We start from the raw sequence: 22,488 nt of genomic DNA, 5'->3' as shown, positions 1-22,488 counted from the left end.
TGAGCGGTAGGTGGCGTCAGGCGGAAACGGGGAAGGGCAGGCTCAGAGCCGGTTGTCTTCGGTCGGGTACTCGTGCCAGTGCAGCTTCTTGCGCAGCGTGGCGTAGTAGTTGTAGCCCAGCGGGTGCAGCAGGTTGACGGTCTTGGCCGAGCGGCGCACGACGATCCGGTCGCCGGGCAGCAGCGACGCCAGTGACTGCATGTCGAAGTTGACGCTGACATCGCGCGCGCTGGCCACCTCGATCGTGACCTCGGCATCGTGCGGCAGCACGATCGGCCGGTTCGACAGCGCGTGCGGGGCAATCGGCACCAGCACCAGCCCCGACAGCGTGGGATGCAGGATCGGGCCGCCCGCGGCCAGCGCGTAGGCGGTGGAACCGGTGGGCGTGGACACGATCAGGCCGTCCGACCGCTGGTTGTACATGAAATAGCCGTCGACCGAGACGGCCAGTTCGACCATGCCCGAGATGCCGGATCGGTTCACCACCACGTCATTGAACGCCAGCGCCGAGAAAATGACGGCATCGTCGCGGATCACGCGCGATTCCAGCAGCATGCGCGATTCGGCCTCGTAGCGGCCGGCCAGCATTTCGGGCAGTGTCCGGGTGACGTCCTCAAGCGGGATGTCGGTCATGAAGCCCAGCCGGCCGTGGTTGACGCCGATCACCGGCACGTTGTGGCCGGCCAGCTGGCGGGCCAGGCCCAGCAGCGTGCCATCGCCCCCCAGCACCACGGCCACGTCGGCTTCGCGGCCGATTTCCTCGGGGCTCAGCACCGGGTAGCCGGTCAGCCCCGTGGCCATGGCCGTCTCGCGCTCGAACACCACATCCTGGCCGTTGCGGGATATGCAGGACGCAAGCTCCTCCAGCGGGCCTTCGATACCGGCGGTCGAGTGCCTGCCCACCAGGGCGACAGTCTTGAACGGAGCGCGCGCGGCGCTGGGCTTTGAGGGGGCAGACATGGCGGGATTAGAACATACCGGCATGACCATTGCCAGCTTCGGCCCGGCACCGCCGGAAAGGCGCCCGGCGCACCCGTCGCGCACACCAATCGTCGGGTCAACCACGTGCGGCGGCGCCCGAACGGGCCAGTTTTGATTAAAATCCCCAGCATCATGGACGAACGTTCTAAAACGCTGCTCAAGACCCTGATCGAGCGCTACATCGCCGAAGGGCAGCCCGTGGGCTCGCGGACCCTGTCGAAGTACTCGGGTCTGGACCTGTCGCCGGCCACCATCCGCAATGTGATGTCGGACCTTGAGGAAATGGGATTCATTGCCAGCCCGCACACGTCGGCCGGCCGCATTCCCACGCCCCGTGGCTACCGGCTGTTCGTCGACACCATGCTGACCGCGCGCCCGCTGGAAGGCCCACCGGGCCTGAGCGCCGAGCTGGCCGACCTGAAGGACCAGATCCAGGGCCAGATGGCAAGCCAGCAGCTGGGCCCGCAGCGCATGATCACGGCGGCCGCCCATACGCTGTCGAACCTGTCGCGCTTTGCCGGCGTGGTGATGACGCCACGGCGCGCCCAGGCGTTCCGGCAGGTGGAATTCATGCGGCTGTCGGACAAGCGCATCCTGCTGATCATCGTCAGCCCCGAGGGCGACGTGCAGAACCGTATCATCCAGACCGAGCTGTCCTACACGCCAGCCCAGCTGATCGAGGCCGCCAACTTCTTCAACACCCACTATGCGGGCATGAGCTTCAACGCCGTGCGCGACCACCTGCGGGGTGAGCTGCAGGCACTGCGGCGCGACATGTCGTCGCTGATGCAGGCGGCGGTGGAGGCCGGCAGCAACGCCATGGCCGAGGACAACGTCGAGCAGGTGTTCATTTCGGGCGAACGCCGGCTGCTGGAAGTGGAAGACCTGTCGTCGAGCATGGACAAGCTGCGCCGGCTCTTTGACGTGTTCGAACACAAGACCAGCCTGCTGCAGCTGCTGGACGTGTCCAGCCACGCGCAGGGCGTGCAGATCTTCATTGGCGGCGAGAGCCAGCTCGTGCCGCTGGAAGACATGGCCGTCATCACGGCGCCCTACGAGGTGGATGGCCAGATCGTCGGCACGCTGGGCGTGATCGGCCCGACCCGCATGGCCTACGAGCGGGTGATCCCGATCGTCGACATCACGGCCAGGCTGCTGTCCAGCGCGCTGAGCCAGAACTCCTGATGCGGTGCCGGTGTCTGTCCTCTAGGGGCCGGACACCGGCGCCCGGCTACCATTCCATTTTCCAGACCGAATTCCCGATTGCCAGCGCCCCGGCATCAGAAACCGAAACCCCATGACGTTTTCGCCTGAACCGGCATACCAGCACGGCCAGCCGCCGCGCACCGCGATTCTGCTGATCAACCTCGGCACCCCCGATGCCCCCACGCCCAAGGCGGTGGGCCGCTACCTGAAGGCGTTCCTGTCCGATCCGCGCGTGGTGGAAATCCCGCGCCTGGCCTGGCTGCCTATCCTGCATGGGCTGATCCTGCCGTTCCGTTCGCGGGCGTCGGCCATGAAATACGAGTCGATCTGGCTGCGCGAGGCGCATATGACCGGGTCGCCGCTGCTGGTCCACACGGAGCGCCAGGCACATGCACTGCAACTGCTGATGCACAAGCTGGGGCATGACGTGACCGTGGCCTGCGCCATGCGCTACGGCAATCCGTCGATCGGCTCGGTGATGGAAGCGCTGCGTCGGCAGGGCACCGAGCAGGTCCTGGTGCTGCCGCTCTATCCGCAGTTCTCGGGCACCACCACGGCCACCGCCTTCGACGAGCTGTTCCGGGTACTGGGCGGCTGGCGCAACCAGCCGGAATTGCGGCTAATAAAACACTTTCATGATCATCCGGCCTATATCGCGGCGCTGGACGCCCAGGTTCGGGCGTACTGGACGCACCACGGGGTGCCGGACTTCGCGCGGGGCGACAAGCTGATCCTGTCGTTCCACGGCCTGCCGCGCCGGCTGCTGGACCTGGGCGATCCCTATCATTGCGAATGCCTGAAGACGGGCCGGCTGCTCGGCGAGGCCCTGGGCCTGCAACCGGGCCAGTATCAGGTGACGTTCCAGTCGCGCTTTGGCAAGGCCGAATGGCTGCAGCCCTATACGGCGCCGACGCTGACGGAACTGGGCAAGGTCGGGACGCAGCGCGTGGATGTGTTCTGTCCGGGCTTTCCGGCCGATTGCATCGAGACGCTTGAGGAAATTGCGATGGAAGGGCAAAGCGAGTTCCGGGTGGCGGGCGGCCAGGATTTCCATTTCATTCCATGCATGAATGATTCCGAGCCCTGGATCGCCGGTTTGGCCGACATTGCCCTGCAACATCTGCAAGGCTGGCCGCTGGGCGTGCCGCATCCGCACGAACTGGAAGCGCGCCGCAGCCGTGCCCAGACGCGCGGCGCGGCGGCCTGAGCGATGGCAGGGCGGGCAGCAAGGGAGTCGGGAAGGATTTGACGATGCAAGTGGATTTCGAGGCAGGTGCGCGGATGCGCATCGACAAGTGGCTGTGGTGCGCGCGGTTCTTCAAGACGCGCTCGCTGGCGGCCGATGCGGTGGAGCGTGGCCGGGTGACGGTGAATGGCCAGCCGGTCAAGAATTCGCGGGAAGTGAAGCCTGGCGATACGGTGGTGCTGGAAGCTCACCAGCAGCGCTGGGAAGTGGTGGTCAAGGGTGTACCGGCGTCGCGCGGCGCGGCCCCGATTGCCCAGAGTACCTACGAGGAAAGCCCGGAAAGCCAGTCCCGGCGCCAGGCGGAGTCAGACCGGCGGCGCATGCAGCCCGAGCCGACCGCCGAACTGCAGGGGCGTCCGACCAAGCGCGACCGGCGCCGGATCGACAGCTTCAGAGGATAGGGAATCGGAAATGGCAGGCATCCCGCCACGGCATGGCTGCCGCAGCCGGATCGCGCGGAAGGGGCAGTCAGCGGACGTACTGCACGAGGTAATGCTTGAATACGGCCTTGCCGCTGCCATACTCGGTGTCGCGCGGCGCCACCGCTTCGGACAGACAGATAAAGGCCGTCATCGCCGACAGTACGGCGACCAGGCAGAACGTCACGACTGGTAGCTTGTGCATGGTGAAGCGTCCTAAAGATGCACCAAATTGATCCACCTTTTTGCTCCCGTTATTTTTGTCATTTTTTCCTGTATTGAATCTTAGTGTTTGCGTTGCAGCAAATCAATGAACACCAGATTGCATGAAACAGGCCTTTGTAACGGCGTATTTCGGGGTCTCTGAACCCGCACACTTGAAAAACTGGAAGCGCGGCGCCATGTGCGGCTAGACTTGCCGATTGGCATCCGATCCACCCCTCGGTCCGCAGTCAGCGCGGGCCGCGGTTTTGCATTTTTGATACGAATCGACATGGAAGAACAGAATCAGACGCCAGATACGAACACGCAGCAGGCGGCCAACGCCGCTGCAGCGCCGGCGCCCGAGGCTGCCGCCGCCGGTGCCGACGATGTTGCTCGCCTGACCCAGCAGGTGGCCGAGCTGGAAGCCAAGGTCAAGGAAACCTACGACCTGTTCATGCGCGCCACGGCCGAAGGCGAGAACATCCGCCGCCGCTCGCAGGACGAAGTCGCCAAGGCGCACAAGTTCGCCATTGAAAACTTTGCCGACAACCTCGTGCCCGTGATGGACAGCCTGCAGGCTGCATTGGCCGACAACACCGGCGACCTGGCCAAGCTGCGCGAAGGTGTGGAGCTTACGGCACGTCAGCTGGGTGCTGCCTTCGAGCGCGGCAAGATCGTCGAGGTCAACCCGGTCGGCGAGAAGTTCGATCCGCATCGCCACCAGGCCATCTCGATGGTGCCGTCCGAGCAGGAACCGAACACGGTGGTCACGGTGCTGCAACGTGGCTACACGATTGCCGACCGCGTGCTGCGTCCGGCGCTGGTGACGGTCTCGGCGCCGCGCTGACCCGTTTCGATATAACGGACTGAAAGACGCCCGGTGGCCGCAAGGTCTCCGGGCGTTGTTGTTTCCGGAGGACCCGTCGATGTCCGACGCGCAAGAACCCCACCTCGATCATCGTGCCTTCGAGGCGCTCGCCATGGAGCCGGTAGGCCCCGACACCATCGATGCCGCCATCGCGGCCGCTGGCGACGACCTGGTCTGCGTCTTCTTCTGGGGCGTGGACTGCTTCAATTGCGAGATGGCGAAGAAGGCCATCCTGGCCGATCCCGACAAGCTGCGTGTGCTGAACCTGCGCTGGCTGCACACCAACGTCTACGCGCATCCCGAACTGGGCCGCCGCTTCGGCCTGCACGGCATTCCCGTGTTCATGTTCTTCCACAATGGCAAGAAGCTCGGGCGCGCCACCGGCTGGCATGGCTACGGCCAGTTCGCCGCGGCGGCCGGCAATGCGCGGCTCAAGGCCGAGGGCAAGCCGCTGGCCGGCTGATTGGCTGGCTCACCCCCACTGGCCCCCCCGGGGCCCGCGCCATCAGCGGGACAGCGCGTAGCCGATGCGGAACTGCCACGGCGTCTTCTGGTTGTAGTAGAGCAGGCTCTCGCCGTAGCCGTAGAAGAAGCCCGCCATCAGGAAGCCGGCCGTGCCGGGCAGCAACCGCGCCAGCGGGTAGGTCAGTTGCGTGTCGACGCTGCCATAGCCCTTGCGCGTGCCCTTGCGCAGGGTGGCGGCCAGTTCCCAGGAATCGGCCTTGCCATAGGCGATGTTCAGGTCCATGTAGCCGCGATAGTGCGCGATGTCCTCGTTGTCGCTCTTGCCCACGTAGGCGTAGAGCTTGGGCGCCACGCGCCAGTGCCAATCGGTCTGGTCGCCAAAGTACATCGTCGGTTTCACGAACAGCGTGTTGACCCCGCGCGATTCGTCGCCGGACTTGCCGTTCGATTCGTGTTCGAAACCGGTGGCTACCGACAGGCGGCTGAGCACGCTGTTCTTCACGCCCGTATCCGACAGGTAGTAATACAGGCTGGGCCGGTAGTTGGTGTCCTTGAACGGGCGCGAGTCGCCGGCCAGGTCCCACAGCGAGAACTGCGTGTAGGCGAAGTACAGGTTGTCCAGCACCGACTTCGAATTCGGATCCTTGCCTTCGAAGATCCGGTATTTGAAGCTGATCTGGAACTTGGCGTTGGCGCCATCGTGTGCGCCAAACATGATGTACATCGGCTCGTTGAACGACAGGCGCTGGGCGTCGCGAAGGTCCGCCGGGGCGGGCGCCGGAGCGTTGTTGCCTGCCATGACGATGGGCGTGACCGGCGGTTTTGCCTCGGGGGCCGACGCGGCAGGCGTGGCGGCCACTGCGGACGATGTGGGCGATGCTGGTGCGATGTCGCCCGGCGCCGGCGCACGATTGAGCGTGACCAGTACCGGCGCGGCGTCGATGCCGGTGACGTCCAGGCGCACCTGGCCGCGCAGGTCGGCCGGCCATTCGCCGCTATAGGCGATGGTGCGGTTTTCGCCGGGATGCAGGTTCAGCACGGCCGGCCCGCTGCCCACGCGTTTCAGGTCGATGCGGATCGGCGCGGCCAGGTCGCCCGACGCGGTCACCTGCAGCGATTCGGGCACCGCGTAGCGGCGTGTCGCCGCATCGGCACTGACCAGCAACGTCAGCGTGAGCGGCCGGGTGCCATCGACCTGGCGCGGCGGCTGCAGCAGCGCCACGGCGCCGTGCGCCGCCATCGGCATCAGCACGGCGCCCGCCATGGTCAGCGCGCAAACCAGCGTCGACACGCGCGCAGACACAGGCCGGGCAACGGCGGGCCGTCGAGCGGCCCGCACGGGGAAGTTGAAAGGCATGGGACAACGGCACGCCGCACCGGAAGGCGCAACCGGCAAGGGTCAGGTGGTGCGGGCATGACAAAAGTTGCGACCGCATGAGATTAGCATGCGGCGCGCGATGCTCTTGTCGGTGTCTGTCGGACGCGCTCAGCCCGCTGCGCGGCGTTTGATGTCGTCCACGTAGGCCTGTCCGTCCGGCGGCGTGCCGTTGCGCTGGGCATTCCAGAGCATCTGGCCAAGTGCTTCCATGATCTCGTGCTGGGCGGCGTGCGGCGAGTCAAGGCGGCGGCTCAGTGCCTCGTACGCCGCACGGATGCCGGGCGGCTGGTCGATCGACACCTGCTCGGAAATCGACAGGTGCATGGCCAGGTGCAGGAACGGATTGGTCTGGCCGGCTTCGGGCGTGTAGTCGCGTGCGACGGCGCCTTCGGTATCGTCCAGCTGGTCGTGATATTCGGGATGCTGGTCGATCCAGTCGACCGCGATTGCCTCGAGCGGCGTGAGGACACTGCCCGCAACGCGCTTCTGCCAGGCTTCGCAGAAGAAACGGCGGACTTCTTCTCTTGAGGGATTGAACATGATGGCCGCTATTGTAGTGCAGCGGTCCGGATGCTGCCGGGGCGGCCGCCCGCGTGAGTAGAATGCGAGCTTTCGGATCCCTTTCGTCCCCTATGACCGCCTCTGCCACCGGCACCCTGGGCCACGCCCGCGACAAGCTCGCAGGCGTGCTGCTGATCGCGCTGTCGGCCAGCGCCTTTGGCGCCATGGCTATCTTTGCGCGGTTTGCCTACGCGGCGGGGGCCGATGTCTATGGCCTGCTGGCCGTGCGCTTCGTGGTGGCGGCCATCGCCATGGCGTTCGTCATGCGTACGCGCGGCATCGCGCTGCCGCCACTGCGGCGCGTGCTGGCGCTGGCGGCGATGGGCGGCATTGGCTATGTCGGCCAGTCGTACTGCTTCTTCACTGCGCTGAACCACGCGCAGGCCAGCCTGGTGGCGTTGCTGCTCTATCTGTATCCGCTGTTCGTGACCATCCTGGCGGCCGTCTTCCTCAAGGAACGGCTGACCACGCCGGCCGTGATCGCGCTGGTGCTCTGTTCGGTCGGCGCGGGCCTGACCGTCGGCGGTGGCGAGGGCGAGCCACTGGGCATCGCGCTGGGCGTGGCAGCTGCCGCGATCTATTCGGTCTATATCGTGGTGGGGGCCAGGGTGACGGCGGGCGTCAATGCCATTGCCACCACCACGGTGATCTGTTCGGCCGCCGCGCTGGTCTATGTGACGGTCGGCATCCTGCGCACCAGCGCGGGCGTGCCGCCCCAGTTTCCGTCCACGGCCGGCGGCTGGCTGGCACTGGTGGCCATTGCGCTGGTGTCGACGGTATTGGCCATCCTGACGTTCTTTGCCGGCCTGCAGCGGCTGGGGGCCTCGAAGGCGTCGATGCTGTCGACGCTGGAGCCGGTGGTAACCGTGGTGCTGGCGGCCGCACTGCTGGGCGAACATATCGGCGTCACGCAGGCAGTTGGGGGCGGCCTGATCCTGCTGGGTGTCCTCTGGCTCACCCGCCGCGCCAGCGGAACGCCGCCGCTGGATACCGCCGACGAACGGAATTGAATGGTTTCATCAAACCGCTTGTGGGTGGGTGGCGGTTGCTTGGGTACAATCGCGCCTTCTTCCTTCACAAAACCCGGAAAACGCGCAATGAAATCCGTCGATCAGGCTGCCATCGCACAACTGTTCACCGAAGCCCGCACCCACAACGTGTGGCAAGACAAGCACGTGGACGATGCGCTGCTTAAGCAGGTTTACGAAGCGATGAAGTTCGGTCCCACGGCTGCCAACAGCTCGCCGGCCCGCATCGTTTTCGTGAAGTCGGCCGAGCAGAAAGCCCGCCTGGTGGAGTGCGTGTCCGCCGGCAACGTGGAGAAGACCCGTTCGGCGCCGGTCACCGCGATCATCGCCTTCGACAACGCGTTCCACGACCAACTGCCGAAGCTGTTCCCGCACGCCGATGCGCGTTCCTGGTACGCCGGCAATGACGAAAAGATTGCCCGCGATGCCCTGATGAACAGCTCGCTGCAGGGCGGCTACTTCATCCTGGCCGCACGTGCGCTGGGCCTCGACTGCGGCCCGATGGGCGGCTTCGATGCCGGCAAGGTCAACGCCGCGTTCTTCCCCGACGGCAAGTGGTCGGTCAACTTCCTGATCAACCTGGGCTACGGCGAGGCCGACAAGGTCCATCCGCGCCTGCCGCGCCTGTCGTTCGACGAAGCCTGCCGCATCGTCTGATTCCGGCTTCGGCAAACTGCCTGCAAACGAAAAGGCGACCCTCGGGGGTCGCCTTTTTTCGTTGCGGGTTTGGGTCCGCGCCGATGACCCGGCTCAGGCCGACCACTCCTGCATCGGATTGCACGCCTGGTAACGCACCGCCTCGGCAATGCCCAACCGCGTGCGCGCGGCGTCAAACGGCTCGGCCAGCAGCTTTTCGTAGTCCTCGCCCAGCAGCCAGCTGGCGCGGCGGCCCAGCCGGTAGCCTTCGAGCACGGCCCGGGCAAAGGCCAGGCTGCGCGTCACGCGCCAGCTTTTCAGTGATGCGGCGATGGCGATAAAGGCCCAGCCCTTGCCGCCGGTCTGCGCATAGCTGAACGCCACCAGCGCTGCTTCGCCCAGGCTTTCGTCGGCGCGGTAGCCGGTCAGCACGTGCCAGATGTCGTGGACGTCGCGGGTCCGGCGGCCAAACCACATATAGGCGTCCTCGACGATGGGCTCCTGGTTCAGGTTCGATACCTTTGCCAGGCCATCGGCGCTGTAGCCGGTCTTTTCCAGGAAAGCGCGATACGCGGCGCCCACGGTGCCCGGCGCGAAGCGCGCCACGTAGCCCGGATCGGATAGTTTTTCAGCCAGTTCGACGCGCTGATAGGCCATGCGCCGGCCATCGGCGGTGGATAGCAGGCGGCTGTAGTTGTGCGGCATCGACGGGCCGTTCAGCGCCCGCATGATCTTGAACACCTGTTCCGTGTCGTTGCCGTCGGCAAGCAGCTTGCGGATGGCCTGGAACGCGGTGCCCAGGTCGCGCCGGTAGGGGTTGTAGCCGGTGGAAGAAGCCATGGTTGGTTTCCTTTCTTTGATGGCTGCGGGTCAGGCGGTTGCCGGCTCGCGCAGGCGGGCGGCCGCGGTGCGCACGAAATCGACGCTGGCATCGATGGCGGTCACCGGCAGCATATGCCCGCCAGTCACCAGGGTCAGCCGGGCGGCGGGCACCCTGGCGACAAACGCTTCGCCGTTCTTGCGGTAATCGAGGATGCGGTCTTCGCGCCCGTAGAGGATGTTCACCGGCACGCGCAGGTCGCCATATTGCGCCACCAGCGGCGGCAGGCTGTGTGCGGCACCGATCAGGTCTTCGGACGCGCCCAGGAAATGTCCGGGCCGCAGCGCCAGCAGCCCGCCGCCGCGCACCGGAAAGTCAGCCGGCACGGCATCGGGGCCGAACACGATATCCATGACCTGCTCGCGATTGCGGATCGACATCGGGATCAGCAGCGTCCAGGCGATCAGCTTGCGCATGGCCGTGCTCGGGATCGTCATGGCCTTGAACACCGGCGAGATTTCCTTGGGGCGGATGGGTCAGCGGGGCGATCAGCGCCAGGCCGCCCACGCGCTCGGGGTGGTGGGTGGCCAGCGCCAGCGCAATGGCGCCGCCCAGCGAATGGCCGACCACCAGCGGTTTTTCCAGCCCCAGCTTGTCGATCAGCGCGGCCAGCGTATCGGCCTGCGCGCGCAGGTCGGCCGGTGCGCCGGGCTCGCGCGTGGACCAGCCGGCGGCCGGGCGATCGACGGCCACCACGCGGAAGTCCCGCGCCAGCGGTTCGACCATCCCGTACGCGAAGTTGGCAAGCTGCCCGGACAGGCCGTGGACCAGCAGCACCGGCTGGCCCTGGCCCTGTTCGATCACGTGCAGGCGGGCGCCGGGTACGTCGACAAAGCGTCCGGTGGGCGGCAGCCCGGCCTCGATCTTGCGCACCGTGTGCCGGGTGAACAGGAACAGCAGGACGAGCAGGGCGGCGGCCAGGGCCACCACCACGGCAATCAGCGCAAGAAAGACGTTCAAGATTGGGCCTCGGCAATCGGATCGTTGTTCGGCAGCGTGGCGGCCACGCGGTCAAAGCGCAGCACGCCATCGTCGATGCGGCCATGCCGGATGGTCAGCATGTCCATCAGGTAATTCTGATACACGCGCCACGGTTTGCGGTGTCCCTGGCGCGGCAGCACGGACGCGGCGCGCTGCACGTAGCCCGACGAGAAGTCCAGGAACGGCACGGTCTGCACGGTGGGATCGACCTCGGGCATCGCGATCCGGTAGCCGCGCCGGTCCATGAACCGCAGCAGACGGCAGACATACTCGGCGGTGAGATCGGCCTTGAGCGTCCACGACGCATTGGTGTAGCCAAACGCCAGCGCCAGGTTGGGCACGTTGCCAAGCATCATGCCCTTGTAAGCCAGCGATTCGGACGGGCGGCGCGGCTGGCCGTCGACAGTCAGCGCGATATCGCCAAGCATGTTCAGCTTCAGGCCGGTGGCCACGACCACCACATCGGCCGGCAATGTCTGTCCGGACTTCAGCAGGATGCCGTCGGGGGTAAAACGGTCGATCTGGTCGGTGACCACCGAGGCGCGGCCGTTGCGGATTTCGCGGAACAGGTCGCCGTCGGGCACCAGGCAGACGCGCTGGTCCCACGGGTTGTAGCGCGGCGTGAAATGGGTGCCGACGTCGAAGCCCGGCGCCAGCTGGGCCGCCGCCATGCCGACGATGCGCTCCTTGACCCTGGCCGGACGGCGACGCGCCAGCTGGAAGAAGAACATGCCCAGCAGCACGTTTTTCCAGCGCGTGGCGCGGTAGGCCAGGCGTTCGGGCAGCATGCGCCGGAGCTTGTGCGCGATGGGGTCCTCACCCGGACGGGTCACAATGTATGTGGGCGAACGTTGCAGCATCGTCACATGCGCAGCGGTTTCGGCCATGGCCGGCACCAGCGTGACGGCCGTGGCGCCGCTGCCGATCACCACCACGCGCTTGCCGGCGTAGTCGATGGCAGGGTCCCAGAACTGGGGGTGGACCATCTGGCCGCCGAATTCCTGCTCGCCCGGAAATTCGGGCCGATGCCCTTCGGCATAGCTGTAGTAGCCGGCGCAGACATAGAGCAGGCGGGCACGCAGGCGCTGGCGGCTGCCGTCGGCGCTGCGTTCGGCGTCGATGGTCCAGCAGGCTTCGTCGCTGCGCCAGGCGGCGCCCACGACCTTGTGGCCGAACCGGATATGGCGAGTGATGCCCGTCTCCTCGGCTGTCTCGCGGATATACGCCAGGATCGATGGGCCATCCGCAATGGCCTTGGCCCCGCGCCAGGGCTTGAAGCGGTAGCCCAGCGTGTACATGTCCGAATCCGAGCGGATGCCGGGGTAGCGGAACAGGTCCCAGGTGCCGCCAATGGCTTCGCGGGCTTCGAGGATGGCGAAACGCTTGTCCGGGCACTGCTGCTGCAACTGCCGGGCGGCGCCGATGCCGGACAGGCCGGCGCCAACGATCAGGACATCCAGAACATCGTCATCGGGACTTTGAGGGCGCATGACGGCTACCGGGGGCGAGTGAGTATTCTGACAACATAGGTTGTCAGAAGCCATCTGACAATAGGGAATGTCATAATGGCCGCCATGACCACCGAGCTATCTCCCGCCCGCCGCTACCGCGGTGCCGAAGCCGAAGAGCGCCGCGCCCAGCGGCGCGAGCAGCTGATTGCCGCCGCCGTGCAGGTCTACGGCGAGCGCGGCTACCAGAACGCCACCGTCAAGGCGGTGTGCGAGGCCGCCGGCCTGACGGAGCGGTACTTCTACGAGTCGTTTGCCAACAGCGAGGCATTGCTGCTGGCGTCGTATGAAACGGTCACCCATCGGCTGCTTCAAACGCTGGAACGGGCAGGGGACGAGGCCGGCGGCAGTGGCCAACATCGCGTACTGGCGATGCTGCGCGCCTATTTCGGGGCGCTGCAATGCGAGCCGCGTTCGGCGCGGGTGTTCCTGGTGGAAATTCGCGGGGTCAGCAGGCTCGTGGACGAGGCGCTGGCGGTATCGCTATGCGACTTCGGCGCGCTGATGGCCCGTACGCTGATGCCGCCCGGGACGGCGGTGGATGCGATGCTGGCCGCCGGCGTGGCAGGCGGCATCGTGCATGTGGCGCTGTACTGGATCCGCAATGGATACACGCCTGACGTGGACACCGTGGCGCGCACGGCCTTGCAGCTGGCGCTGGTCCTGCGAGGTCCGGACGGCGCCTAGACGTTCGGCGCCGGCGTCTTGGGCTTGAACTCGCAGAGCGGCTCGATGGCGCAATGCCAGCATTCGGGCTTGCGCGCCTTGCAGACGTAGCGGCCGTGCAGGATCAGCCAGTGGTGCGCATCGTGCAGGAATTCGGTGGGCGTCACCTTCAACAGCTTCTGTTCCACGGCATCGGGGTTCTTGCCCGGGGCCAGGCCAGTGCGATTGGCGACGCGGAAGATATGCGTGTCGACGGCAATCGTCGGCTGGCCGAACGCCACGTTCAGCACCACATTGGCGGTTTTACGACCCACCCCCGGCAGCGCCTCCAGCGCTTCGCGCACGGGTGGCACCTTGCCGCCGTGCTGCTCCACAAGGATGCGGCAGGTCTCCATCACGTGCTTGGCCTTGGTCTTGTAGAGGCCAATCGTCTTGATGTATTCGATCAGTCCGGCCTCGCCCAGATCCAGGATCTGCTGCGGGGTGTGGGCCACCGGGAACAGCTTTCGGGTAGCCTTGTTCACGCCAACGTCGGTAGCCTGGGCGGACAGCAGCACCGCGATCAGCAGTTCGAACGGCGAGCTGTATTCCAGCTCCGTCTCCGGATTCGGATTGACCTCACGCAGGGTCTCGAAAATGGCAACGCGCTTGGCGGGATTCATGAGCGGGAATCGTCGTTTTTGCTGTTTTCGCCGGGGCCGGCGCTGCCGTCCGGGTTGTTCTGGTTGTGCGGTTTGTTCTGGCTTTGCGGATCGGGCTGATCCGTCAGGCCCAGTTTTGCGCGGCGCGCTTCGGCGGCATCGATCTGCGCCTGCACGCCGGGCGAGACATTGTCGGTGTTGCGCGGCGGTACGGCGGCGGCTTTCTGGCGCGCGCGTTCGATGGCGGCCTGGATGATCGCCTTCTTGCGCGCCTGCGCGGCCTGCTCAGCGTCGCTGGCGGCGGCTTCGGCCTGTAGCGCCTCGAGCTTGGCGGCGGCCTTGGCGGCCAGGCGGGCGTCGTTTTCCTCGCGCTCGCGCACCAGGCGGATCTTGCGCGACTGGTAGCGCCCGTGCGCGGCATCGGCCTGTTCCTGCGACCAGGCAGCCCAGCCCGTATTGGCGCCGGTGACCGGAATCATCGCAATGCAGTCCACCGGGCAGGGGGCCACGCAGAGGTCGCAGCCGGTACACCAGTCGGGCAGCACGGTATGCATCTGCTTGGCGGCGCCCACGATGGCGTCTACCGGGCAGGCCTGGATGCAGAGCGTGCAGCCGATACAGAGCGATTCGTCGATACGGGCCACGGCGCGTGCCTGCTCGACGCCGTGTTCGGGGTCCAGCGGCTGGGGCGCGACGCCCAGCATGGCTGACAGCCGCACGATGCCCTCGGCGCCGCCGGGCGGGCAGCGGTTGCTGGCGGCCTGGCCCGCCGCCATGGCTTCTGCGTAGGGGCGGCAGCCGTCGAACCCGCACTTGGTGCACTGGGTTTGCGGTAGCAGGGCTTCCAGGCGGTCTGCCAGGCTGGCGGTGCCGGCAACGGATGAGGGGGAACGGATCACGACTGGGGTACGGAATTCTGGGGACGACTGGAATCTTGCACGCCTCTGTGGACGTGTGTGCGGCAAGGATTATCCCCGATTTCGCCGCAGTGCAGAAAAGGCGATCATTCGCCGTCACCCGATCGGGGAGAGGAGCCCTGACGAGGTGACGGGCTGTGCCATAATCCGCGCAACTGACAGATCAGATATTCATGTCGAACGAGCCAAAAACCAAGCGGGACCCCGAGGGCACGCGCCGCCGCATCATGGCCGCCGCCACCGAGGAGTTTGCCAAGGGCGGCCTGGCCGGCGCACGCGTCGATCAGATCGCACGCCGTGCCGAGACCAACGAGCGCATGCTCTATTACTACTACGGCAGCAAGGAAGGCCTGTTCCTGGCCGTGCTCGAAAAACAGTACGCCGAGTTTCGCGCGGCCGAGGAGCAATTGCATATCACCGACGAGGATCCAGAGGCGGCGGTACGCACGCTGGCCCGCTTCGTCTGGGACTGGTACTACGCGCACCCCGAGTTCATCCGGCTGGTGAACAGCGAGAACCTGCACGAGGCGCGCCATCTGAAGAAGTCGGCCCAGCTTCATCAGCTGATCAATCCGGTGGTGGATGTGCTGGCCGACATCATCCGGCGCGGCCAGCAGCAGGGCGTGTTCCGGGACGCCATCGACGTGCCGCAGTTCTACCTGACGATCTCGGCGCTGGGTTATTACGTGCTGTCGAACCGGTACACGATCAGCGCCGTCATCGGCCGCGACGTGGCAACCGAGGAAGAGCACGCGCGCTTTGCCGACCTGCATACCGACATGCTGCTGTCGTACCTGACCAATCGGTGAGCCGATGCCGGACGGCATAGCCGTTCGTCCAGAAAGCTCCGGCAAAAATAAAAACGCCCGCAAGTCCTTGCGGGCGTTTTGCCATGCCGATGCCTGGCGGAGCCAGGTCAGGCTCAGTACTTGCGAATGAAGTCGCGCAGTTCCGGGTAGATGTTCTCGCGCCAGCGGCGGCCCGAGAAGATCCCGTAGTGGCCGCACTTCGGCGCGGTGATGTGTTGCTTGCGCGTTTTCGGAATGCCGGCGCACAGGTCGTGTGCTGCGGCGGTCTGGCCCGCGCCCGAGATGTCGTCGAGCTCGCCTTCGATCGTCAGCAGCGCCGTGCCCTTGATGTCCTGCGGACGTACCGGGTCGCCATCGATTTCCCACGTGCCGTTGGCCAGGCGGAATTCCTGGAACACTTCGCGGATCGTGTCGAGGTAGTACTCGGCGGCCATGTCCAGCACCGCGTTGTATTCGTCGTAGAAGCGCACGTGGGCTTCTGCGTCGTCGGCGTCGCCCTCGATCAGGCTCAGGTAATAGTCATAGTGCGACGACAGATGGCGATCCGGATTCATCGCCACGAAGCCGGCGTGCTGCAGGAAGCCCGGATACACCTTGCGGCCGTGGCCCGGATAGTTCGCCGGCACCGTGTAGATAACGTTGTTCTCGAACCATTCGAACGATTTGTTCGTCGCCAGCGAGTTGACCGACGTCGGGCTCTTGCGGGCATCGATCGGGCCACCCATCATCGTCATCGTGCGCGGCGTCTTTTCGCCGGCCGATGCCATCAGCGAGATCGCGGCCAGCACCGGGACGGTGGGCTGGCAGACCGAAATCACGTGCAGCTTGTCGGCGCCGATATGGCGGATGAATTCCTGGATGTAGTAGATGTAGTCGGCCAGGTGGAAGGCGCCATCCTCGGCCGGCACCATGCGGGCATCGACCCAGTCGGTCACATAGACCTTGTGGTCCTGCAGCAGCGTGCGCACGGTGTCGCGCAGCAGCGTGGCATGATGGCCCGACAGCGGCGCGCAGACCAGCACCACGGGCTCGTCCTTGAGCAGCTTGATGGTCTCGGGGTCGTCGGCGTAGCGCTTGAAGCGCACCAGCTTGCAGAACGGCTTTTCCAGCACGGTCTGCTCGACGATCGGGATGTCGCGGCCGTTGGAGCGCACGCTCTTGATGCCAAACTCCGGCTTCTCGTATTCCTTGCCGAGCCGGTATAGCAGCTCGTATCCGGCTGCCATGCGGGGCGCGCCCGGAATCAGCGAGAGCGGGCTGAGGGGATTCGTAAATGTCTTGGCGGTCGCCTGGGCCCACGCGGTCAGCGGGTTCAGCATCGAGCGCTGGAATTCATGCAGTTGGTAAAGCATGCCGGTACCTGTCTAGCCTTTCTTGTCGCGAGTGCTTTGTCGCGCAACTGATTATGCCCGCAATCGAACGATCGTGCTTTGCAGCATACGCTTCCAAATTACGTCGGCAAGCGGAGAAGACAATAGGACATTGGCGCTAAATCCGGATGACACCGGCCGACAATGACAAAAAAGGCGACCGGAGTGGCCTCCAGGTCGCCTTTTGTTGCTGACGCAGGGTCAGGTGTTGCTTTTTAGTACACGGCGGCGATGGCGTTGACCACGGCGTCGATGTTGCGGCTGTTCAACGCGGCCACGCAGATGCGGCCGGTGCCCACGGCGTAGATGCCGTGCTCGGTGCGCAGGCGATCCACCTGGGCCGACGTCAGGCCCGAGTACGAGAACATGCCGCGCTGGGCCTTCACGAACGAGAAGTCGCCCGGCACGCCCTTGGCGGCCAGCTTGTCGACCAGTGCGTTGCGCATCAGCTTGATGCGGTCGCGCATTTCGGCCAGTTCCTGCTCCCACATGGCGCGCAATTCCGGGCTGTTCAGCACGGTTGCCACCACGGTGCCGCCATGGGTCGGGGGGTTCGAATAGTTCGTGCGGATCACACGCTTGATCTGCGACATCACGCGCTGGGCTTCGTCCTTGCCCGTGGTGACGATCGACAGCGCGCCCACGCGCTCGCCGTACAGCGAGAAGCTCTTCGAGAACGAGCTCGACACGAAGAAGGGCAGGCCCGATTCGGCGAACAGGCGCACGGCTGCGCCGTCCGGGTCGATACCTTCGGCAAAGCCCTGGTAGGCCATGTCCAGGAACGGGATCAGGTTGCGTTCCTTGACCAGTTCCACCACCTGCTTCCACTGGGCGTCGTTCAGGTCCACGCCGGTCGGGTTGTGGCAGCAAGCGTGCAGCACGACGATCGTGTTGGCCGGGTACGACTTCAGCGATTCCACCATGCCGGCGAAGTTCAGGCCGTGCGACGGGGCATCGTAGTAGGCGTAGTTGACCACCGGGAAACCGGCGGCTTCGAACAGCGCGCGGTGGTTTTCCCAGCTCGGGTCGCTGATGGCGACCGATGCGTTCGGGTACAGGCGCTTCAGGAAGTCGGCGCCGATCTTCAGCGCGCCGGTGCCGCCAAGTGCCTGAGCCGTCACGACGCGGCCTTCGGTGATCAGGGCCGAATCCTTGCCGAACAGCAGGGTCTGCACGGCCTGGTCATAGGCGGCGATGCCTTCGATGGGCAGGTAGCCGCGCGGCGTGGCCGTGGTCAGGCGGGCCTTTTCGGCTTCCTGGACTGCGCGCAGCAGCGGAATTTTCCCTTCGTCGGTGAAGTACACGCCAACGCCCAGATTCACCTTGGTGGCACGGGTATCGGCATTGAATGCTTCATTCAGGCCCAGGATCGGGTCGCGCGGGGCCATCTCGACGGCAGAAAACAAACTCATTTGGGATCTCGTGGTCAGCTGTGTAACAAAACGGAGGGCGTAGAATGCTTCGAACTGCGCTGTGGCTGCGGCGGCACCGGTGGCGGATTCCTGACGGACTTCCTGTCACTACTGACAGAACCTGACAGTATCCCTTCGGCAAACTACAGGCAAACCGGGCTTGAACCGATCCGCGCAACCCCCAGATTCTAGCGTATCCCGCCAGTATTCCTCAGGTTTTTCCCTACGTTTATGACGAATCTAGCCGAAGTCGCCCCGCCCCTGGACGAAGACAAATTCGTCACGTTCCCGGGGTCCCCGTTCCAGCTTTACCAGCCGTATCCGCCTGCGGGCGACCAGCCCGAGGCCATCCGGCAACTGGTGGAGGGCGTGGATGACGGCCTGTCGTTCCAGACGCTGCTGGGCGTGACCGGTTCGGGCAAGACCTTCACGATGGCGAATGTGATCGCCCGGATGGGCCGGCCGGCCATCGTATTTGCGCCAAACAAGACGCTGGCGGCGCAGTTGTACTCGGAATTCCGCGAATTTTTCCCGCGCAACGCGGTGGAATACTTCGTCAGCTACTACGACTACTACCAGCCTGAGGCGTACGTGCCGCAGCGCGACCTGTTTATCGAGAAGGACTCGTCGATCAACGAGCATATCGAGCAGATGCGGCTGTCGGCCACCAAGAGCCTGCTGGAGCGGCGCGACACGATCATCGTGGCGACGGTGTCGGCGATCTACGGTATCGGTAATCCGAGCGAATACCACCAGATGATCCTGACGTTGCGCACCGGCGACAAGCTGAGCCAGCGCGACGTGATCGCGCGGCTGATCGCCATGCAGTACACGCGCAACGAGACCGATTTCCAGCGCGGCACGTTCCGCGTGCGGGGCGACACGCTCGATATCTTCCCGGCCGAGCATGCCGAGATGGCCGTGCGCGTGGAGCTGTTCGACGACGAGGTGGATTCGCTGCAGTTCTTCGATCCGCTCACTGGCCGCGTGCGGCAGAAGATTCCGCGCTTCACGGTCTACCCGTCGAGCCACTATGTGACGCCGCGCGAGACCGTGCTGCGCGCGATCGAGGACATCAAGGTGGAGCTGCGCGAGCGGCTTGACTTCTTCTACAAGGAAAACCGGCTGGTCGAGGCGCAGCGGCTTGAGCAGCGTACGCGTTTCGACCTGGAAATGCTCTCCGAGCTGGGCTTCTGCAAGGGCATCGAGAATTACTCGCGGCATTTGTCTGGCGCGAAACCCGGCGAGCCGCCACCGACGCTGGTCGACTACCTGCCGCCCGATGCGCTGATGTTTCTGGACGAATCGCACGTGCTGATCGGCCAGCTGAACGGCATGTACAACGGCGACCGGGCACGCAAGACCACGCTGGTGGAGTACGGCTTCCGGCTGCCGTCGGCACTGGACAACCGTCCGCTGAAGTTCGAGGAATACGAGCGCAAGATGCGCCAGGCGGTGTTCGTGACGGCCACGCCGGCGAACTACGAGAAGGAGCACGCGGGGCAGGTGGTGGAACAGGTGGTACGGCCGACCGGTCTGGTCGACCCGATCATCCATGTGCGGCCCGCCACCACGCAGGTGGACGACCTGCTCGGCGAGATCCACTTGCGCGTGCAGGCCGGCGAGCGCGTGCTGGTGACCACGCTGACCAAGCGCATGGCCGAGCAGCTGACCGAGTTCCTGTCCGAAAACGGCATCAAGGTGCGCTACCTGCATTCGGACATCGACACGGTCGAGCGCGTGGAAATCATCCGTGACCTGCGCCTGGGCACGTTCGACGTGCTGGTGGGGATCAACCTGCTGCGCGAAGGCCTGGATATTCCGGAAGTGTCGCTGGTCGCCATTCTCGACGCCGACAAGGAGGGTTTCCTGCGCGCGGAGCGGTCGCTGATCCAGACCATTGGGCGGGCCGCGCGGAACGTCAACGGCACGGCGATTCTCTACGGCGACCGCATGACCGATTCGATGAAGGTGGCGATCCAGGAAACCGAGCGCCGGCGCGCCAAGCAGATGGCGCACAACGAAGCCCACGGCATCACGCCGCGCGGCGTGGTCAAGCGGATCAAGGACATTATCGATGGCGTCTACGATGCCGACGAGGTCAAGGCCGAGCTGACCGCCGCCGCGGAGCGCGCCAGGTACGAGGACATGAGCGAGAAGCAGGTGGCCAAGGAAATCAAGCGCCTGGAGAAGCAGATGCTCGATCACGCCAAGAACCTGGAGTTCGAAAAGGCGGCCCAGGTGCGCGACCAGCTGGCCAAGCTGCGTGCCCAGGTGTTCGGGGCTGGCGCCGAAGGCGACCATCTGCTGCCGCCGTCAAGCTGAGGGAAGACCTGATCGGCGCCCGATGGGCATGGTGCGCCACGGCATCCTATAGTGATTAGGCAATCCGCCCAGCGCGGGACGCCGGATCACGAACCAGGGAGTGTGCCATGGTGACACAGTTCGAATATGGTGGTTATACGGTTGTTGCCCGTGCCATTGCGCATGCGGGCGGCGGTTTCGCCGGGGTGTTGACCATTTCCGATGCGTTTGGCGAGCCCGGCGGCCCCACGTTTGAAACGGAAACCGGTTCGGCCGATACGCCAGAAGCAGCGCTTGCGCTGGCGGAAGCCGAAGCCATGCGGACAATAGATGCCGGCGAGGTGAGCTGAAACCCGAATCCGCCACCCCAAGTTGCGCTCGAAGAAGGCCGGCACGCCAGGAGACACTGATGTCCTATAGCAGTGAATGGAAGAAGAGGGTTTTCGAAACGCACGAGATCCAGGTGCTGGTGAAACCCCGGTCGCCCATCGAATGGGACTACACGGTTCGCGTGTGCCGCAAGGGCACGAACATCCGCGCGGCCGACACGCTGGTCGAAACCTCGCCCACGTCAGAGCACTACAAGTCGCCCGCGGATGCCGAATCCGCCGGATTTGCGCGCGGCAAGCAACTCGCCGAGCGGCTCTAGCGCCTCTGTCGCCTGGCGTGGGTCTTCGACGGCGTGCAGGGCGGTAAAATCGCGCCGATGAAAAAATACGCCATTCTGATGTGCTGCATGGGCAATATCTGCCGTTCCCCAACGGCGGAGGGCGTCCTGCGCGCCAAGCTTCAGGCTGCCGGCCTGGCCGACCGGGTCGAATTAGACTCCGCCGGTACCCACGACTATCACGTCGGACGCGCCCCCGATGCCCGCAGCCAGCGCCACGCGCTGCAGCGCGGCTACGACCTCTCGGCGCTGCGGGCCCGGCAGGTGGGCGTGGCGGACTTCGATCGCTTCGATCTCGTGCTGGCGATGGATCTCGACAATATGGCCGCGCTGCGCCGGCTGCATCCGCGGGTCAGCCCAGACAAGCTGCGCCTGCTGATGAGCTTTGCCGTCCGCCATCGGGTCGAAGAAGTGCCGGATCCGTACTACGGCGAGGGCGATGGCTTCGAGCGCGTGCTGGACTATATCGAGGACGCCTGCGACGGCGTGATCGAGATGCTGCGGCGCGAACTTGCCTGATCCGGCCTGAACCTGCACTTTCAAGATTGCGGGATGCGCCATGCCGGAAATCAAGCCGGCGTGCTTTGCATGGCCGTTTTGCGAAGCAATGGCGGCGCGATCGTTATAGGTCGTGGAATAGTGCGTTGCGGGATGGGGTACTTGACTGATTTAGTCGGGATATCTTAAACTCGAGCGAAATTCTCAAGTATTCCCTCTCCCCGAGCATCATGAGACTGACCACCAAAGGCCGCTTTGCGGTAACCGCCATGATCGACCTGGCCATGCGCCAGGATCAGGGGCCTGTCACTCTGGCAGGCATCAGTCAGCGTCAGAAGATCTCGCTGTCGTACCTGGAGCAGCTGTTTGGCAAGCTGCGCCGGCACGAGATCGTCGAGAGCGTACGCGGTCCCGGCGGTGGCTACAGCCTCGCGCGGAAGGCCGAGGACGTCACGGTGGCAGACATCATCATTGCCGTGGACGAGCCGCTCGACGCCACCCAGTGCGGTGGGAAGGGCAATTGTAACGGAGATGACGGATCCGGGCGCTGCATGACCCACGAGCTGTGGGCCACGCTGAACCAGAAGATGGTCGAGTACCTGGACTCCGTGTCGCTGAAGAATCTCGTTGACCAGCAACGCGCCCGCCAGCCGGCCGTCCTGCATGACATGCGCGAAGACGCCGCGCAGCAGCCGGTGACTGTTTCGCGCGGCAAGGCCGAGAAGCAGGAAAAGCCGGCGCGCGCCCGTGTGGTCAACTCGGTGTTCAGCCTCGCGCAGTCGTAAGCAAGGTTGTAGCACCTGCATTAAACTATCGGTAGGCAGTACGCGATTAGCGATCCCT

24 protein-coding genes and 1 pseudogene are annotated in these 22,488 nt (G+C 65.1%); 14 read left to right on the top strand and 11 right to left on the bottom strand.

Annotation, left to right across the window (positions count from 1 at the left end):
- Positions 1-42 precede the first annotated feature (42 nt).
- Positions 43-960 (bottom strand): NAD kinase, encoded by a 918-nt coding sequence (locus A9J21_RS20005; protein ID WP_066738855.1) that lies wholly within the window; start codon positions 958-960, stop codon positions 43-45.
- 153 nt (positions 961-1,113) lie between these two features.
- Between A9J21_RS20005 and hrcA the strand changes: the two genes are divergently transcribed.
- From hrcA to A9J21_RS19990, 3 genes are all read left to right on the top strand, one after another.
- Complete coding sequence (gene hrcA, locus A9J21_RS20000; RefSeq protein WP_066738854.1) at positions 1,114-2,166, top strand: heat-inducible transcriptional repressor HrcA; 1,053 nt, start codon at positions 1,114-1,116, stop codon at positions 2,164-2,166.
- A gap of 112 nt (positions 2,167-2,278) precedes the next feature.
- Entirely contained in the window at positions 2,279-3,394 is a 1,116-nt protein-coding gene (hemH, locus tag A9J21_RS19995) for a ferrochelatase (RefSeq protein WP_066738853.1), read from the top strand.
- A 44-nt stretch (positions 3,395-3,438) separates the two neighbouring features.
- Positions 3,439-3,834, top strand: coding sequence for an RNA-binding S4 domain-containing protein (locus A9J21_RS19990; protein WP_066738852.1), 396 nt, complete (start codon positions 3,439-3,441; stop codon positions 3,832-3,834).
- A gap of 67 nt (positions 3,835-3,901) precedes the next feature.
- On the opposite strand, the gene A9J21_RS32030 is transcribed toward A9J21_RS19990, so the two are convergent.
- On the bottom strand, positions 3,902-4,057 hold the full coding sequence (locus A9J21_RS32030) for a hypothetical protein (RefSeq protein ID WP_029051749.1): 156 nt from the start codon (positions 4,055-4,057) through the stop codon (positions 3,902-3,904).
- A gap of 288 nt (positions 4,058-4,345) precedes the next feature.
- On the opposite strand from A9J21_RS32030, the gene grpE reads away from it, so the two are divergent.
- Positions 4,346-4,903 carry a nucleotide exchange factor GrpE gene (gene grpE, locus A9J21_RS19985; RefSeq protein ID WP_066738851.1) on the top strand — a complete coding sequence of 186 codons (558 nt, stop codon included), beginning with the start codon at positions 4,346-4,348 and terminating at the stop codon, positions 4,901-4,903.
- Positions 4,904-4,982: 79 nt separating this feature from the next.
- Positions 4,983-5,387, top strand: a complete 405-nt coding sequence (locus tag A9J21_RS19980; RefSeq protein ID WP_066738850.1) for a co-chaperone YbbN — start codon at positions 4,983-4,985, stop codon at positions 5,385-5,387.
- A 42-nt stretch (positions 5,388-5,429) separates the two neighbouring features.
- On the opposite strand, the gene A9J21_RS19975 is transcribed toward A9J21_RS19980, so the two are convergent.
- Together A9J21_RS19975 and A9J21_RS19970 are read right to left on the bottom strand one after the other, a co-directional pair.
- Positions 5,430-6,746 carry a phospholipase A gene (locus A9J21_RS19975; RefSeq protein WP_066738849.1) on the bottom strand — a complete coding sequence of 439 codons (1,317 nt, stop codon included), beginning with the start codon at positions 6,744-6,746 and terminating at the stop codon, positions 5,430-5,432.
- Positions 6,747-6,875: 129 nt separating this feature from the next.
- Complete coding sequence (locus tag A9J21_RS19970; protein ID WP_066738848.1) at positions 6,876-7,307, bottom strand: DUF1841 family protein; 432 nt, start codon at positions 7,305-7,307, stop codon at positions 6,876-6,878.
- Between the two features lie 92 nt (positions 7,308-7,399).
- On the opposite strand from A9J21_RS19970, the gene A9J21_RS19965 reads away from it, so the two are divergent.
- Positions 7,400-8,338 carry a DMT family transporter gene (locus A9J21_RS19965; protein ID WP_066738847.1) on the top strand — a complete coding sequence of 313 codons (939 nt, stop codon included), beginning with the start codon at positions 7,400-7,402 and terminating at the stop codon, positions 8,336-8,338.
- A gap of 87 nt (positions 8,339-8,425) precedes the next feature.
- Complete coding sequence (locus A9J21_RS19960; RefSeq protein WP_066738846.1) at positions 8,426-9,013, top strand: malonic semialdehyde reductase; 588 nt, start codon at positions 8,426-8,428, stop codon at positions 9,011-9,013.
- Between the two features lie 93 nt (positions 9,014-9,106).
- On the opposite strand, the gene A9J21_RS19955 is transcribed toward A9J21_RS19960, so the two are convergent.
- The 3 genes and pseudogenes from A9J21_RS19955 to A9J21_RS19945 form a co-directional block, all read right to left on the bottom strand.
- Positions 9,107-9,832 (bottom strand): Coq4 family protein, encoded by a 726-nt coding sequence (locus A9J21_RS19955; protein WP_066738845.1) that lies wholly within the window; start codon positions 9,830-9,832, stop codon positions 9,107-9,109.
- A gap of 30 nt (positions 9,833-9,862) precedes the next feature.
- A pseudogene (locus A9J21_RS19950) lies at positions 9,863-10,832 on the bottom strand (alpha/beta fold hydrolase).
- Complete coding sequence (locus A9J21_RS19945) at positions 10,829-12,343, bottom strand: NAD(P)/FAD-dependent oxidoreductase (protein WP_066738844.1); 1,515 nt, start codon at positions 12,341-12,343, stop codon at positions 10,829-10,831. Before A9J21_RS19945 ends, A9J21_RS19950 begins: the two are co-directional and overlap by 4 nt.
- A gap of 75 nt (positions 12,344-12,418) precedes the next feature.
- Between A9J21_RS19945 and A9J21_RS19940 the strand changes: the two genes are divergently transcribed.
- On the top strand, positions 12,419-13,048 hold the full coding sequence (locus A9J21_RS19940; protein WP_066738843.1) for a TetR/AcrR family transcriptional regulator: 630 nt from the start codon (positions 12,419-12,421) through the stop codon (positions 13,046-13,048).
- Here the strand turns inward: A9J21_RS19940 and nth are convergent.
- Complete coding sequence (nth, locus tag A9J21_RS19935; RefSeq protein WP_066738842.1) at positions 13,045-13,689, bottom strand: endonuclease III; 645 nt, start codon at positions 13,687-13,689, stop codon at positions 13,045-13,047. The genes A9J21_RS19940 and nth overlap by 4 nt on opposite strands.
- Positions 13,686-14,567 (bottom strand): electron transport complex subunit RsxB, encoded by an 882-nt coding sequence (rsxB, locus tag A9J21_RS19930; protein WP_156546021.1) that lies wholly within the window; start codon positions 14,565-14,567, stop codon positions 13,686-13,688. The genes nth and rsxB overlap by 4 nt, the downstream gene beginning before the upstream one ends.
- Before the next feature lie 191 nt (positions 14,568-14,758).
- On the opposite strand from rsxB, the gene A9J21_RS19925 reads away from it, so the two are divergent.
- A complete protein-coding gene (locus A9J21_RS19925) occupies positions 14,759-15,394 on the top strand; it encodes a TetR family transcriptional regulator (RefSeq protein WP_066738841.1) in 636 nt (211 codons plus the stop codon).
- 113 nt (positions 15,395-15,507) lie between these two features.
- Here A9J21_RS19925 and A9J21_RS19920 read toward each other — a convergent pair whose 3' ends face one another.
- Positions 15,508-16,746, bottom strand: a complete 1,239-nt coding sequence (locus A9J21_RS19920; protein ID WP_066738840.1) for a polyhydroxyalkanoate depolymerase — start codon at positions 16,744-16,746, stop codon at positions 15,508-15,510.
- Positions 16,747-16,979: 233 nt separating this feature from the next.
- Positions 16,980-18,176 (bottom strand): amino acid aminotransferase, encoded by a 1,197-nt coding sequence (locus A9J21_RS19915; protein ID WP_066738839.1) that lies wholly within the window; start codon positions 18,174-18,176, stop codon positions 16,980-16,982.
- Positions 18,177-18,407: 231 nt separating this feature from the next.
- On the opposite strand from A9J21_RS19915, the gene uvrB reads away from it, so the two are divergent.
- From uvrB to iscR, 5 genes are all read left to right on the top strand, one after another.
- A complete protein-coding gene (gene uvrB, locus A9J21_RS19910; RefSeq protein ID WP_066738838.1) occupies positions 18,408-20,501 on the top strand; it encodes an excinuclease ABC subunit UvrB in 2,094 nt (697 codons plus the stop codon).
- Positions 20,502-20,608: 107 nt separating this feature from the next.
- Positions 20,609-20,830, top strand: coding sequence for a hypothetical protein (locus A9J21_RS19905; protein ID WP_066738836.1), 222 nt, complete (start codon positions 20,609-20,611; stop codon positions 20,828-20,830).
- A 59-nt stretch (positions 20,831-20,889) separates the two neighbouring features.
- On the top strand, positions 20,890-21,129 hold the full coding sequence (locus A9J21_RS19900) for a hypothetical protein (protein WP_066738834.1): 240 nt from the start codon (positions 20,890-20,892) through the stop codon (positions 21,127-21,129).
- Positions 21,130-21,186: 57 nt separating this feature from the next.
- A complete protein-coding gene (locus A9J21_RS19895) occupies positions 21,187-21,666 on the top strand; it encodes a low molecular weight protein-tyrosine-phosphatase (RefSeq protein WP_066738833.1) in 480 nt (159 codons plus the stop codon).
- Positions 21,667-21,875: 209 nt separating this feature from the next.
- Positions 21,876-22,430, top strand: coding sequence for a Fe-S cluster assembly transcriptional regulator IscR (gene iscR / locus A9J21_RS19890; protein WP_066738832.1), 555 nt, complete (start codon positions 21,876-21,878; stop codon positions 22,428-22,430).
- Positions 22,431-22,488: the final 58 nt, after the last annotated feature.

Origin of the sequence: Cupriavidus sp. D384, assembly GCF_001652915.1 — a bacterium.
Classification (GTDB): Bacteria; Pseudomonadota; Gammaproteobacteria; order Burkholderiales; family Burkholderiaceae; genus Cupriavidus.
This window is presented reverse-complemented; position numbering and strand designations above follow the sequence as displayed.

What these genes read in the sequence shown, in the direction of transcription:
- A9J21_RS19900 (WP_066738834.1), top strand. Translation starts at nt 20,890, where the DNA reads ATGTCCTATAGCAGTGAATGGAAGAAGAGGGTTTTCGAAACGCACGAG.
- A9J21_RS19945 (WP_066738844.1), bottom strand. Translation starts at nt 12,343, where the DNA reads ATGCGCCCTCAAAGTCCCGATGACGATGTTCTGGATGTCCTGATCGTT.
- hrcA (WP_066738854.1), top strand. Translation starts at nt 1,114, where the DNA reads ATGGACGAACGTTCTAAAACGCTGCTCAAGACCCTGATCGAGCGCTAC.
- A9J21_RS32030 (WP_029051749.1), bottom strand. Translation starts at nt 4,057, where the DNA reads ATGCACAAGCTACCAGTCGTGACGTTCTGCCTGGTCGCCGTACTGTCG.
- A9J21_RS20005 (WP_066738855.1), bottom strand. Translation starts at nt 960, where the DNA reads ATGTCTGCCCCCTCAAAGCCCAGCGCCGCGCGCGCTCCGTTCAAGACT.
- A9J21_RS19925 (WP_066738841.1), top strand. Translation starts at nt 14,759, where the DNA reads ATGTCGAACGAGCCAAAAACCAAGCGGGACCCCGAGGGCACGCGCCGC.
- A9J21_RS19920 (WP_066738840.1), bottom strand. Translation starts at nt 16,746, where the DNA reads ATGCTTTACCAACTGCATGAATTCCAGCGCTCGATGCTGAACCCGCTG.
- A9J21_RS19975 (WP_066738849.1), bottom strand. Translation starts at nt 6,746, where the DNA reads ATGCCTTTCAACTTCCCCGTGCGGGCCGCTCGACGGCCCGCCGTTGCC.
- grpE (WP_066738851.1), top strand. Translation starts at nt 4,346, where the DNA reads ATGGAAGAACAGAATCAGACGCCAGATACGAACACGCAGCAGGCGGCC.
- A9J21_RS19915 (WP_066738839.1), bottom strand. Translation starts at nt 18,176, where the DNA reads ATGAGTTTGTTTTCTGCCGTCGAGATGGCCCCGCGCGACCCGATCCTG.
- A9J21_RS19905 (WP_066738836.1), top strand. Translation starts at nt 20,609, where the DNA reads ATGGTGACACAGTTCGAATATGGTGGTTATACGGTTGTTGCCCGTGCC.
- A9J21_RS19895 (WP_066738833.1), top strand. Translation starts at nt 21,187, where the DNA reads ATGAAAAAATACGCCATTCTGATGTGCTGCATGGGCAATATCTGCCGT.
- A9J21_RS19980 (WP_066738850.1), top strand. Translation starts at nt 4,983, where the DNA reads ATGTCCGACGCGCAAGAACCCCACCTCGATCATCGTGCCTTCGAGGCG.
- nth (WP_066738842.1), bottom strand. Translation starts at nt 13,689, where the DNA reads ATGAATCCCGCCAAGCGCGTTGCCATTTTCGAGACCCTGCGTGAGGTC.
- A9J21_RS19965 (WP_066738847.1), top strand. Translation starts at nt 7,400, where the DNA reads ATGACCGCCTCTGCCACCGGCACCCTGGGCCACGCCCGCGACAAGCTC.
- hemH (WP_066738853.1), top strand. Translation starts at nt 2,279, where the DNA reads ATGACGTTTTCGCCTGAACCGGCATACCAGCACGGCCAGCCGCCGCGC.
- A9J21_RS19960 (WP_066738846.1), top strand. Translation starts at nt 8,426, where the DNA reads ATGAAATCCGTCGATCAGGCTGCCATCGCACAACTGTTCACCGAAGCC.
- uvrB (WP_066738838.1), top strand. Translation starts at nt 18,408, where the DNA reads ATGACGAATCTAGCCGAAGTCGCCCCGCCCCTGGACGAAGACAAATTC.
- A9J21_RS19990 (WP_066738852.1), top strand. Translation starts at nt 3,439, where the DNA reads ATGCAAGTGGATTTCGAGGCAGGTGCGCGGATGCGCATCGACAAGTGG.
- iscR (WP_066738832.1), top strand. Translation starts at nt 21,876, where the DNA reads ATGAGACTGACCACCAAAGGCCGCTTTGCGGTAACCGCCATGATCGAC.
- A9J21_RS19970 (WP_066738848.1), bottom strand. Translation starts at nt 7,307, where the DNA reads ATGTTCAATCCCTCAAGAGAAGAAGTCCGCCGTTTCTTCTGCGAAGCC.
- A9J21_RS19940 (WP_066738843.1), top strand. Translation starts at nt 12,419, where the DNA reads ATGGCCGCCATGACCACCGAGCTATCTCCCGCCCGCCGCTACCGCGGT.
- A9J21_RS19955 (WP_066738845.1), bottom strand. Translation starts at nt 9,832, where the DNA reads ATGGCTTCTTCCACCGGCTACAACCCCTACCGGCGCGACCTGGGCACC.